The organism is Acinetobacter sp. 778_lipA (assembly GCF_058242985.1).
In genome coordinates, this window is the sequence record NZ_JBZAYT010000001.1 from 2,130,035 (window position 1) to 2,143,284 (window position 13,250).

At 37.0% G+C, this 13,250-nt stretch carries 9 protein-coding genes; 1 reads left to right on the forward strand and 8 read right to left on the reverse strand.

The genetic code is table 11. The features are described from left to right. The first annotated feature begins 127 nt into the window (after positions 1 to 127). Positions 128 to 1,009 (forward strand): LysR family transcriptional regulator, encoded by an 882-nt coding sequence (locus AC4CUY_RS10125; RefSeq protein ID WP_490774062.1) that lies wholly within the window; start codon positions 128 to 130, stop codon positions 1,007 to 1,009. 180 nt (positions 1,010 to 1,189) lie between these two features. Here the strand turns inward: AC4CUY_RS10125 and AC4CUY_RS10130 are convergent, their stop codons facing one another. The 8 genes from AC4CUY_RS10130 to AC4CUY_RS10165 all read right to left on the reverse strand — a co-directional run bounded on the left by AC4CUY_RS10130 (position 1,190) and on the right by AC4CUY_RS10165 (position 13,186). Beyond that, positions 1,190 to 3,094: a lipase family alpha/beta hydrolase gene (locus AC4CUY_RS10130; RefSeq protein ID WP_490774063.1), complete on the reverse strand. Its 1,905-nt coding sequence runs from the start codon at positions 3,092 to 3,094 to the stop codon at positions 1,190 to 1,192. 2 nt (positions 3,095 to 3,096) lie between these two features. Then, complete coding sequence (locus AC4CUY_RS10135) at positions 3,097 to 4,104, reverse strand: T6SS immunity protein Tli4 family protein (RefSeq protein WP_490774064.1); 1,008 nt, start codon at positions 4,102 to 4,104, stop codon at positions 3,097 to 3,099. A gap of 55 nt (positions 4,105 to 4,159) precedes the next feature. After that, positions 4,160 to 5,167, reverse strand: coding sequence for a T6SS immunity protein Tli4 family protein (locus AC4CUY_RS10140; RefSeq protein WP_490774065.1), 1,008 nt, complete (start codon positions 5,165 to 5,167; stop codon positions 4,160 to 4,162). Next, the gene (locus tag AC4CUY_RS10145; protein ID WP_490774066.1) at positions 5,160 to 7,901 is read right to left on the reverse strand and encodes a type VI secretion system Vgr family protein; all 2,742 of its coding nucleotides are present in this window, start codon (positions 7,899 to 7,901) and stop codon (positions 5,160 to 5,162) included. The genes AC4CUY_RS10140 and AC4CUY_RS10145 overlap by 8 nt, the downstream gene beginning before the upstream one ends. Positions 7,902 to 8,086: 185 nt before the next feature. Beyond that, on the reverse strand, positions 8,087 to 10,291 hold the full coding sequence (locus tag AC4CUY_RS10150) for an OsmC domain/YcaO domain-containing protein (RefSeq protein ID WP_419327215.1): 2,205 nt from the start codon (positions 10,289 to 10,291) through the stop codon (positions 8,087 to 8,089). Between the two features lie 248 nt (positions 10,292 to 10,539). Beyond that, the gene (locus tag AC4CUY_RS10155) at positions 10,540 to 11,130 is read right to left on the reverse strand and encodes a TerD family protein (RefSeq protein WP_004720371.1); all 591 of its coding nucleotides are present in this window, start codon (positions 11,128 to 11,130) and stop codon (positions 10,540 to 10,542) included. Between the two features lie 17 nt (positions 11,131 to 11,147). After that, positions 11,148 to 11,864, reverse strand: coding sequence for a TIGR00266 family protein (locus tag AC4CUY_RS10160; protein ID WP_336951080.1), 717 nt, complete (start codon positions 11,862 to 11,864; stop codon positions 11,148 to 11,150). 14 nt (positions 11,865 to 11,878) lie between these two features. Next, positions 11,879 to 13,186 (reverse strand): VWA domain-containing protein, encoded by a 1,308-nt coding sequence (locus AC4CUY_RS10165; protein ID WP_336951079.1) that lies wholly within the window; start codon positions 13,184 to 13,186, stop codon positions 11,879 to 11,881. Positions 13,187 to 13,250 lie beyond the last annotated feature (64 nt).

The following is a 13,250-nucleotide window of genomic DNA, read 5'->3' on the forward strand; positions in this document are numbered from 1 at the left end:
TAGAAAATAGCCTAAAGCAGTATTTTCATCAGTGCTGTTTCAAATCAAACTAACAAAGAAAATATAGATGACCAATAGAAATTAACGCACAATGAATGTGCAAATATGCACAAGGATGTTATACACAATGAAAGTCGATTGGGATCACCTACATTTTTTTTTAGTTTTAGCGCGTGCCAAGACTTTAACCAATGCAGCCCGTATTATTGGAGTTGAACACAGTACTGTATCTAGACGAATACAAGCGCTAGAGCTGTCTTTAGGAACGCCGTTGTTTAGACGAGAAGCCACAGGTTATGAACTAACTATGGAGGGCTTAGCGTTAGTTCCTCGTGTTGAGCAAATGGAACAAGCGTTTTTGCAAATTGAAAAGCCCAACTTACCATTACAGGGGCATGTGCGAATTGGCACACCTGAGGGTTTTGGAACAGCGTTTTTAGCACAGCTATTGGCACAACTGTCTAAACAATACCCTTTACTTACAATTGATCTTATCCCAGTTCCAAAAATGATTAAGCTGTCGCATCGTGAAGCTGATATTGTGATTTCTATTGACCGTCCTAAGTCAGGACCTTATATCATTACTCGTTTAACCGATTATTGTCTTAAAATTTATGGTAGCAAAAGCTATTTAGAAAGCACTCAAGCGATTAAAAAACTTGAAGATTTAAAAAACCATCAGTTTGTAAACTACATTGATGATCTAATTTATAGTCCTGAACTGTATTGTTTAGAACGTCTACCCTTACAGCTCAATGCAAATTTTAGAAGCAGCAGTATATTGGCCCAACAAGTTGCTGTGAGTGCAGGTGCTGGATTGGCAATTTTGCCGAAGTTTTTGGCAGAAAATAAATCAGAACTTAAACAGGTGTTACAAGATGAAGTTCGTTTTATTCATACTTTTTGGATGTTGACTTTAGTTGATTTACAGCATGAACCACGGATTAAATTGGTCTGGGATTTTTTAAGAACACAAGCTGATAAATATCAAAATTTATTGATGGATTAAGCATTTTGGACGAATTTAACTTTGTTCAAGTTATTCATTTCATAAAATACATACTAGATCTTAAATTTATTTTTTTCCAAAAGTATTATCTGATAATTTCATCTTCATTGAGAATAATAAAACTCCTATAGAATTAGAACTTCTATTATTCACCCGAAAAGTCCTTAAAATCATATAAATTTATAGATTTTTTATTTTACTCTCACATCCCTCTGATGCTGAAGATTTCTTGATCATATCCACTATATTTGCAATACAGTAGATGGTATTTAATTGAACATGCGCATTATCATAACTACTCGCATGTTCATAGCCATTAATTATAAATGTTTCAATTGGACTACGACCATCAGCACGCACATCCTGTCCAGACTGATAACAAACCGTTCCATCTCCCTTTGAGGTTGGCTTAATATCTAAATAAAACGTGGCTTTATTGGTTTTAGAAATTTTTGACTTTTCATCTAGCAAGACTTCCCTTATGCCATCTTTTTTATAGGCATTGTCTAATAAATTATGAATTTTCGAACCTTTTATGCTTAATTCAGCATCATTTTCCTGAACACGTGTTACATCATCTTCTTTTCTATCACTTCGATCTTTTATATCTGGGAGTTCAATTAAATTTTTTTTGCCATATAAAGTCATTAATTCAATTAGTTCATTTTCACTGCTAATATTTAACTCTTCTTTGCAACGCCACACCACTTGACCAAATGCTTTATACCCTTCGTCAGCACCATAGCTTGCATAAGTATTGGCATGATAAGTATCTTTTATATGATCATGTAATTCTTTAACTATTACAATATTATTTATATAAGCATCAAAAATGCTGGCTAATTTATCCTTCTTCACAGCTTCGGCAACTAAACCAGCTGGGTCAATAAAATCAGGATTGATCATCGCCCACCAACAGTCTTTTCTTTTATAGAGATCATTATAAGGATCATTACTTTTTGGCAATGTGGCAGTCATTTCACCTGTAGGCGTTTTAGCTTTAATGACCAACCATGCTTGAGGATTTTTGGGAAAATCCCCAACATTGGAATAATTTGAAAAAGGTAATAACTCTAAGCCACCGGGCGCATTTGCCAATGTTGCGGTGAGACGTTCAGAAGTATTCCCAAACATAAATTTGGTTGCCCAAGCCACAGCACTTTTGAAAAGTCCTGTTGAGGCTTTCCAACCATCCCAGCCTACAGTGAGGCGTTGATATACTGCTGGCGCACCACTGGCAGGCATCGCACCATGTATCACACCAGCAATCTTATCTTTAACCTTAGCATTTTGGATCAAGGCGCGAGTCACTAAGCCCCCCATAGAGTGGCTAACGATAATAAATTTTTTAAATTTTGCTGTAGGAAATTCTTTTTTAACTTGCGCCATAACTTGATTATTCAGTCGGTCTGCGACATGATCTGCTGACTTCATATTACTTTGTAACCAGTTATAGCCACAGGCAAACACTGGAAAAGCATAATCTGCCAATTCCTCATGCTGTTCTAGACCTAATAATTCAACAGTTTTTAGCGACGACCAATTTTTAAGTATTTTTTCCGTGTCTGTATTGCCGGGTTGGACAATTTTTTCCCATTCAGCGGTACCATTAAACTTATCCTTCTCTTGATCTTTTAATTTCTTGAAGGGTTGATTTAAATTACTCTCCAAATAAATCAGTAAATTTGCATAACCCATGGTAATCACTGAACCCCAACCGCGTGCCAAAGCCAAGTCTTTGGTCATATGCGGAATTACTTTTTTACTTATTTTTACATCGCCATCGTACCCAACCTGAGTTGTTGCTGGGTTCAGGGCAATCTGTCGTTCTCGTGCATCTCGTTTACTGTATTCAATAATCGTAGACAGTGATATTCGGGGATACCAAACTTTATTTTTCTTTGCATCTTTGAGATTTGACCCCATAATCCCTGGAATAAAAATAATCGGCACGACATATTTGACAGGTGCAGGAATTACACACTCGGAATTAACACTCTCTGGTGTGGTATATGAAACATAAGACACACTTCCAGATTCGTAAAGTATTTCATAGGCTTCATGACGATGGACATTATTTGACATTATTATTCTCCGAATTTACGGATGGTTTTTAGAATCGATTCATATAGTTTTAAGGCATCATATTGTTCTAGGCTACTGCTCTGTGTAAGAGGTGAAGAACGTGCCGTATCTACCTCAAAACTAATCAATGGATCTTGGTTATTATTGGCACTGCCTGTATGTTCCCATAAGGCACTAATGCCATTTTTCCCTTTCATTTTTTCTACTGAAATCCATTCTTGTCCCGTTAAATGCCCAGTATTTTTTTCACCTTTACGAATATTGCCTTTATCAATTTGACGCTGGCTTTGCCCGACCTCTTTAAACTTTTTTTCTATCCGTGGAATCATTGGCAAGACATATTCATCATTTGTTTCTGCCTCAAAACGTAACACTACTGTTGGATAGTTTTTAAAGTCAAAAGCAAGAGTTTGGATGCTATAGCGGTACTGTTTAGTTTGATCTTTGATAAAGCCTAGGTAAATACATTGTCCTGCTTCCTTAGGAATCTCATGTTCATTACGATAGCGTAAGTTTTTCACTAAATTATGAATCGCTTCATTACTTTCGGCTGTCAACTGTGGTGTATCACTATGCATTCCCTCTATTAAAAATAAAGTATTTTTATCCCATACAAAGGCAGCTAATATAAAAGGAAGTCTTTTGTCATCCTCTAATTTCCCTTTAAAAATCTTAGTCAGTCGACCATCGAATACTTGTTCTTGTGGGTCTTCAAAAATTTTTCGATTACCTTTGGAATAATCATTTCTCCATTTTTGAACTGCTTCATCAAAATCTTGACGTGTTGCTTTAGTTTGAGCCTTAATAGTAAAAGAATCATATTTATCATAACGTTCTAATGGATTAGCCTCAGCAGGAATATCAACCACATAACGCCCAATACAATAAGTTTTAGTTTTTTCTAAATTGATCATATTATTTCCAGTATTTTTTATTGCTGATTGTGCAAAAGCGCAACTTGTCGTGATCATGCAAGTGGTGAGTAATAAAGAAGAAAATAGTTTATTCATTAATATTTCCTTTTTAGATAAGCGTTATCAGATCTATAAGCATTGTTTAAAATTATTATTCTCCGAATTTACGGATGGTTTTTAGAATCGATTCATATAGTTTTAAGGCATCATATTGTTCTAGGCTACTGCTCTGTGTAAGAGGTGAAGAACGTGCCGTATCTACCTCAAAACTAATCAATGGATCTTGGTTATTATTGGCACTGCCTGTATGTTCCCATAAGGCACTAATGCCATTTTTCCCTTTCATTTTTTCTACTGAAATCCATTCTTGTCCCGTTAAATGCCCAGTATTTTTTTCACCTTTACGAATATTGCCTTTATCAATTTGACGCTGGCTTTGCCCGACCTCTTTAAACTTTTTTTCTATCCGTGGAATCATTGGCAAGACATATTCATCATTTGTTTCTGCCTCAAAACGTAACACCACTGTTGGATAGTCCTTAAATCTAAAACCAAGCTTTTGGATACTATAGCGGTACTGTTTGGTTTGATCTTTGATAAAGCCTTGGTAAATACATTGTCCTGCTTCCTTAGGAATCTCATGTTCATTACGATAGCGTAAGTTTTTCACTAAATTATGAATCGCTTCATTACTTTCGGCTGTCAACTGTGGTGTATCACTATGCATTCCCTCTATTAAAAATAAAGTATTTTTATCCCATACAAAGGCAGCTAATATAAAAGGAAGTCTTTTGTCATCCTCTAATTTCCCTTTAAAAATCTTAGTCAGTCGACCATCGAATACTTGTTCTTGTGGGTCTTCAAAAATTTTTCGATTACCTTTGGAATAATCATTTCTCCATTTTTGAACTGCTTCATCAAAATCTTGACGTGTTGCTTTAGTTTGAGCCTTAATAGTAAAAGAATCATATTTATCATAACGTTCTAATGGATTAGCCTCAGCAGGAATATCCACCACATAACGCCCAATACAATAAGTTTTAGTTTTTTCTAAATTGATCATATTATTTCCAGTATTTTTTATTGCTGATTGTGCAAATGCGCAACTTGTCGTGATCATGCAAGCGGTGAGTAATAAAGAAGAAAATAGTTTATTCATCAACATATCCTAATAATGAAATAACGGCTTTTGTCATAGCCAGTGAGGTTATTTTCTCGGTTCTACCTTCAGTATCTGTAACACCCTCAATGGTTTTTCCATCTTCTGTTTTTATTTTATATTTCATATTCGATATGGCTTTATCCGCTTTATTACGCAATACAAAGTGTTCACCATAATCCATTTGAAGTTTTGGCATCGCGGCTAAATCAGAGCTTATCGTAGCGCCTGACATGGTTTTAATTTGCCCTGCTTTTAAAGAAAGCAACCCAGGGCAAACGATATCGATATTGCCATCTTCAATTTTGATAAAACCACCACCAGATGAGATCATTATGCCTTTACCACTTTCGACTTTAACAAAATCGTTAACTGCATAAACGTGCATCAGTTCTTGTGAGGCGATTTTCATGGTGCTTGCTTGCGACTCAATTTCGACTGGACCTTGTCCAGCTTTGATCTTGATACCGGCTGCTTTGGCGAAGAGTGAAATTTTGTCTAAAACATTGGCTAGAAAACCACGCCCTGAAAAAACTTGAATATTTCGTTCTGAGCTTATATCAATATTTTGCTTGGCTTGAGCAATAATTCCTTTATCTGCATCAAAAATAAGTGAATCCTTGGCATCGATTGCAATGAAAGGGGTTGAATCTGATTCATTCCAATTTGGAAGATCTGTTTTTACGGCTTCTTGTAATTCAAGTTCAGGCTCAATGGTTTGGTGGCCTTTAGCTGCATCTTGAATAGCCTTATTAGTTCCTAAGAATTTTTCGATATTCTGTTGAAGCTTACTACGCTCAAGTTGGTTTCCTGAGGCATGACCTGCGATTTCAGTTGTAATCAATATCCCTTTAGGCGCACGTATTGCCCCCCAATCATCCGTCCTTAACTCAAACCCTTCACCACGACCTTCACTTACTGAGGTTTCTTTAGGATGACTTAAATTTCCCAAATTCAATTGGCTCGCACCATGACTCGACTGTAACTGCGTACTGATTTGCGCGGTAGTATCATCAAATCTAAGCTGGCCAAAGCCTTCACCTGCCACTTCTTTTGATCGGATACCACTCAGCTTTTTGGTCTCAGGCAGTTTACCTTTATTATCAAACATGGTTGGACTTCGATGTCCTTCATGAATTCGTCCTGTAACAAATGGACGATCAAGATTACCATCAAAAAAATCAACCGCGACAATCTCATCTTTACGAGGCAAGAATCTTACACCGTAGCCTGCACCAGCCCAAGATGTAAGCACATCCACCCATGCTGAATCAGTATCTGTATCATTCGATCCTGCACCACCATCATGGGTATGATCTTCAGTTCGCGTAAATAGGAAGCGAACTTTAATCCTTCCCCATTCATCAACATAAATTTCTTCGCCATCACTGACCACTTTAGCGCGTTGTACATGGGCAATCGGGCGATGCTGCAACGGATCGTATTTTGGAACAAGCTCAATATTACGACGAACTAAAGTGAGTAAATTGGCTTGACGCTCTTGTTCACTATCTTTACTACTTTGCCAATGACTCAAAATTAAGAGTTTTTCAATTTGGTTTTGAATATCTTTGGGAAAATTATTTTGATTATAAAAATGTTTACTAATTATTAAGAACTCCTTATCACTGCCACTATGATTTTTCTCTAGTTCTGGATGATCCACCAACTGAAACCAATAGCCAACCTGGGTATCTCGGACACTACTATGTGCTGTAAAGTATTTTGCTTGCAAAGCTTGATGCAGATTCAGTTGATTATTCAGTTTATCAAGTTGGCTATTTCCAGACATTGTCGCTTGGTCTTCGCCCTTAAGATCACGAATCCATGCAGGAGATATACTCCAAGCTTGTTCTAGGCTTAAGCTTTCATTATCACGTTGAGCACTATGCTTATGTGAACTGAGGACTGAACCGCTAGCATCTTGCTGAGTTAAACTGTCCGCTTGCCAACGTTGTACATGGATCGCTGTCGATTGTAATTGTCTATTTGCGATAAAGCTGGTGATACTGTCGGACTGTTCCGTTGCATTTGAACGATGATAACGAATAGTCCTACGTTCACTGGCTTTAAATTGAAAATTACTATCGACCAAGCGTAACTTTTGTGGTTCAACGTTTTGGCTACTGTTAGAAACCAAATAATTTGATTCATCAACCAGCCAATTAATTGATTCCTCACGCATTAATCGAGTTAAATAGGAGTAATCACTTTCATTTGATTGCATTGAAAATGGACGTACATCATAATCTTTGGTTAAACCACTTGTATCCAGTTTTAAGCTTGAAGCAAATAAACTACTCTTAAGCTGCCATTCCTTGAAAATTATTTCACAAATTTCTACAACGCTTTTATCCATAAACACACGGCTATTCAGTCTTTTATGCCATAGACTGGTAGCATCTTGCATGGTTAGACGATAAAGACTCAAAGCGCCATCTGACTGTCCTTGGCTAGCGCCCGTAATTATGCCAGTGGTTCTGAATAAATTGCCTGAATCTATAACTTGATCCACTGCCACTTGACAACCAATGAATTGTTTTAATTCTATGAATGGGTTTGATGACAGGCAAATGAGTTCTGCTGATAAGCCATCGTTGACACCATGATAGCCATCAATACGCTGTAACATGATGTGGGAATTGAGTTGAAAATTTAAAAGCTGGACATGAATTGAACGGTTTTCAGTTCCCAAGCCAAACTTATCTAAGCGTGTAAAAATATTGTTCAACATTTATTATTATGCCCCTTTACTAATAAGAAAAACTTAACATAAATTTTAGTATGTCTCAAACTTACTGGATTGTTGTCGTTTTAGAACGAAGTATTTATATGGCAATTTAATTTGAATTATTAATTTATTTTTAAAATAAAAACCCAAGACGAATCTTGGGTTTTAGCTTTTGTTGTAAAAAATTTTTAACTTGCTAAGCCAACAGCTTTTGCTCGTGCTTTATGTAACTTCTTATAACTGTCAATAAGTCTTAAATGACGATCAAGCCCTTCAAGCTTCATACTTGTTTCAGTCAAGCCATAAAAACGCATACTACCATCTAAAGAGCCAATGACTGCATCCATTCTTTCATCACCAAACATACGACGGAAATTGACTTCATAATCATCTAAATCCATGTCGTCGTCTAGTTCAACTTCAAGCATCACATTCATACACTGATAGAACAGACCACGTTCTACGGTATTGGTGTTGTATTGAAGGAACTGTTCAACTAAATCTTTTGCCTCTTCAAACTGTTGTAACGCAAGATAAATCAACAATTTTAATTCAAGGATCGTCAATTGTCCCCATACAGTATTATCATCAAACTCAATACCAATTAATGTTACGATATCGGTGTAATCATCCACTTCAACTTCTTCAAGACGCTCAACTAAAGCTTCAAGCTGATCATCTTCCAAACGATGAATATTTAAGATATCTTCACGGAATAACAATGCTTTGTTGGTGTTGTCCCAAATTAAGTCTTCAACCAAATAAATCTCAGAATAATCAGGAACGATGATTCGACAAGCTGTCGCGTCTAAATGCTCATAGACAGCCATATAAACTTCTTTACCCATTTCTTCAAGAATGTTGAGCATCGTTTTAGCTTCTTCAGCATTGGCATTTTCACCTGCATGGCTAAAATCCCATTCGACAAAGTCATGATCTGATTTTGCACTAAAGAAACGCCAAGACACGACACCACTGGAATCGATAAAATGCTCAACAAAATTGTTTGGTTCTGTCACAGCATTACTGCTAAAGGTCGGTTTTGGTAAATCATTTAAACCTTCAAAACTACGGCCTTGTAACAACTCGGTCAAACTGCGTTCTAAAGCAACTTCAAGCTTAGGGTGTGCGCCAAATGATGCAAATACACCACCTGTACGTGGGTTCATCAGCGTAACGCACATCACAGGAAACTCACCACCCAATGATGCATCTTTAACCAATACTGGGAAGCCCTGTTCTTCTAAGCCTTTAATGCCTTCAACGATACGGGGGTATTTTGCTAAAACTTCCTCAGGCACATCTGGAAGTGCAATTTCTCCCTCTAAAATCTCACGTTTAACCGCACGTTCAAAAATTTCAGATAAACACTGTACTTGAGCTTCAGCTAAAGTATTTCCTGCACTCATACCATTACTTAGGTATAAATTTTCAATCAAATTTGATGGAAAATATACAATTTCTTGATCAGATTGGCGTACAAAAGGTAATGAACAAATACCACGCTCAGTATTGCCTGAGTTGGTATCATATAAATGTGTACCTAACAATTCATTGTCTGGGTTATATACCTCTAATGTATATTCATCCAATATTTGTTTAGGTAGTTCTCCATTTGGTCCAGGTTTAAACCATCTTTCATCTGGATAATGTACAAATTCAGCATTGGCAATTTCTTCACCCCAAAACTGGTCGTTATAGAAGAAATTACAGTTTAAACGCTCAATAAATTCTCCCAATGCAGAAGCCAAAGCGCTTTCTTTGGTCGAGCCTTTACCATTGGTAAAACACATTGGAGATTGAGCATCACGAATATGTAATGACCACACATTTGGGACAATATTTCGCCATGATGCAATTTCAATTTTCATTCCCAATCCTGCCAAAATCTCAGACATATTGGCAATGGTTTCCTCTAAAGGCAGATCTTTACCTTCAATAAAAGTTAAGCTTTCTTGTGCCAAGTTAGGCATGAGCAACGCTTGTGCATCTGCATCAATACTCTCAACTTCTTCGATAACAAACTCAGGACCAGTTTGGATGACTTTTTTAACGGTACAACGGTCAATCGAACGTAAAATACCTTGACGATCTTTATCTGAAATATCTGCAGGAAGTTCAACCTGAATTTTAAAAATTTGTTTATAACGATTTTCAGGATCTACAATATTGTTTTGAGATAGCCGAATATTATCGGTCGGGATATCACGAGCTGCACAATACACTTTCACAAAGTAAGCGGCACACAAAGCAGATGAGGCAAGGAAATAATCGAAAGGACCCGGCGCAGAACCATCACCTTTATAGCGAATGGGTTGATCAGCAATTACTGTAAAGTCATCGAACTTGGCTTCTTGTCGAAGATTATCGAGATAATTGACTTTGATTTCCATGTGGGCACCTAAATATTCTTACGTGTAAACATAAACACATAAAATTTAAATATTGAAAAATAAGCCGAATCACGGAGAAGAAATTGACTTAAAAACGAACCAACCCCAACTGAGGTCAGTAATAATGGTTGCTATTATAGAATTATTTTACAGAATTGATAACTTTAGAATGGAAAGATTGAAAATACTTTAAGTAAAAGCCATTCCTAAGAATGGCTTTGTTGATTAAAATTTTTTTATGGCTACCCTTATAGCACTGGAATGATCGAAGGAAGCATGTCATGAATGGTCTTACCATTACAGGTATCGCCAATCGCAGACATTTTCCATGCGCCATTGTGGCGATAGACTTTAGCGATAATCAAGGCAGTATAATTGCCTTTTGCTGAAAGGTTGTATTTTGCGATTTCAGTATTGGTATTCGAGTCAACTAAACGACAAAAAGCATTTTCAACTTTTTCAAAAGTTTGACCACGAAAACTACTGATTGTAAAAACCAGTGCTTTAACTTGAGGAGGGATTTTAGTTAGATCAACATGGATCACTTCATCATCGCCATCACCAGCACCCGTACGGTTATCACCTGAATGCCAAATACTGCCATCCTTACTTTTTAATTGTCCAAACCATACTGCATCGAGCGGTTGGTTGTTTTCATCAAAAATAATGACAGATGCATCAAGGTCGATTGAATCACCACCGCCGCCCCCAAAAAGACCACCTAAAAATCCGCCACTCTTAGCCACATCCCAACCTGCACCAAGATAAATTTTGGTCAAAGATGAGCCATCACCTTTTTCTAAAGAGATTTTTTGACCTTTTACTAAACTAATACTCATGTGTTTCCCTCATAGATTTAATTGTTTCTATTTAAATTTAAAGCTGAAGATAACCAGGTGAGGTAGCTCTTGCGATTTCGGGAACAAATAATGACTTTGCCATTGCCCCTAAACTTAAGCACCATACCTTCACCACTGGTAAAACTGTTTAAAAGATTTCCAACAATTCCGCGGTTTTGTGAACTCGGCATACCAATGTTGTAACTTAAAGATGAATCCCATGCCACAACATGACCATTATCAATGGTGGTTTCGCCGTTCTGAGTGCTTACATCGACTTCCATCAAAGTACCACAACCAGAAATACACAATTGACCTTGTCCTGATGATTCCATCACCACAAAGCCCCCTGTATCACCAAAGAATCCACCACCTAAATTTGCTTGAATCTTGGCTTTGACATTGACATGTTCTGTTGCTGCAACAAAAGCACCATCAGATAAAGTGTATTGCTGAGGACCTATGTTAAGAATTTGCATATCACCATCTATGTTTGGAGAAAGTAAACACTGTCCATGACCCAATGATGCTTTGATTTCTTGCTGAAACAGCGATTCACCTGTAGTAAATCTACGCATAAATGACTGAAATAAACCGCCGCGTAAGTTCCCAGCTAATTCTAGATTCTGCTCAATCATGACCATTGCATCAGATTCACAAAATATTTTTTCTCCCTGTACCAAATCAACCAACAGAAATGGTTCTGGACTGCCTACAAGTTCAAATTTAGCCATCGATTGCCCTCTCTTTATCGAATAATGTTTTTATTTTTCGCTTCTTTTAACCACAGTGGAAATTCTTGAAGCAGTGCATCATACAGTTGTGCTTCAGGCATACTTTGAATATTACTCATTTCAAAAAAATTGCAATTATCCACCACTCGCCCTTCCATCGTATCGAGTTGTTCCAACACACCGTAGTTACGACCGCCAATACCCACGAATTGCCAAAAAATAGGGAAACTAGATGCGCTTTTAAGGATATTTTTAATCTTTTTACTTTCATTGACCCCACCATCTGAAACAAATACCACGTAAACAGGTAAATGAGATGGATTTTCTTGGGTAAAATATTTAATCACAGCTTCAAGTACAACAGGTTCATTATTATAACGTGCACCAGCTTTCCACTTTGGATGACCGCCTTGATCTGTATTGACAAAATTTTGTAAGTTGTTCAAGGTTACATCACTTAAACGCAATGATTTTTCTGCAAAAGCCCAACATTCAAAACTACCATCATCATCAAAATTGACTGCCAAAGGCATAATTCGATCGAGGACTTTTTGAACATCACCTTTAATATATTGTTGGTGCATTGAACCTGAATAATCAAGGACTAAAGCTACTCGGGCTTTTACATCAAGCAAATTATTTTTTTCTAAGCTGATTAAAGACTTTTTCGTAATATCCACTAAATGTGGAGCGGCGTCTTGAATTTTATCTAGTACCACTTTCTTTTTTAGATCAATTGTAACCGCTGCATTACTGATCGATGGGTTTGCTGTTGGGGGTGCAACTGTAACACTTTCTTCAACCTCTCCCCCAAAGTGTTCAACCAAAGCCTGTAAGCCACCATTAAAACCTTGACCAATTGCAGCGATACGCCAAGTATCACTTTTAAAGTAAATCTCAGTCAGCATCACAGCTTTTTCTTGGCTAAAATTAGAACCATTTAAACGATAAGTCGCAAGAATCTGTTCGTCTTGATTACATAACTCGACCTGAATCGATTGTATATTGTGGATTTGAGACTGCTCATTGGCTAAGGTTGCACAGATCACAAAACGTGGCGTTCGTGTTGTATCTATCTTTTTTAAATCAAAGGTAAAACTATGGATGTTGCCACGAAGCAGATATTGAACTTCGCCTTTCGGTGTTTGTGGTTGATTATAGAAGGTCATATAATCATCATGGAAAAGTTTATCGTTTGGCGCAATACCAAAGCTAGAAATATCGATTTCAAAAGGTGCTTGAACCTGTACACGTACTTTAAACTGTGTATTAGTCTGCAACAATTGGTGCAGAGCCAGTTTTTGTCCAGTGATGAATTGCATTGTTGTTCTCTATTTAGTACTTGAAAATAATTTTTACTGTGTTCATAAATAAACCAATTTAAAC